This window comes from Bradyrhizobium sp. Leo114 (assembly GCF_055229415.2).
Genome location: NZ_JBUYEN020000267.1, coordinates 1 through 255, shown reverse-complemented (window position 1 = coordinate 255; position 255 = coordinate 1). Strand labels below are relative to the sequence as shown.

Below are 255 nucleotides of genomic sequence, written 5' to 3'. Positions count from 1 at the left end.
TCTGCGCTTTGCCGTCGACGGCCGCCTGCGCGTTATAGCCTTGGATGAAGCCATCCTTGGTTTTGAGAATGCGGCTTTCAGGATCGGTGAAGTTGCGCTGTGCCTTTGGGGCAGGCGCGTCGGATGGTGGTGCCGCGGGCTTGCCGGTCTTCTTGCGGCCCTCGGCCTCGCGGTTCTTCTGCTTCTCGGCCTCGATGCGACGCTCCTCGTCGGCCGCGGCCTTCGCCTCAGCCTCCAGCTCAGCTTTGGCCTCGG

The 255-nt window shown here is 65.1% G+C and carries 1 pseudogene; it reads right to left on the bottom strand.

The annotated features are described in order from the left end of the window. A pseudogene (locus tag ACZIRK_RS45685) lies at positions 1-255 on the bottom strand (IS5/IS1182 family transposase); the annotation flags it as partial.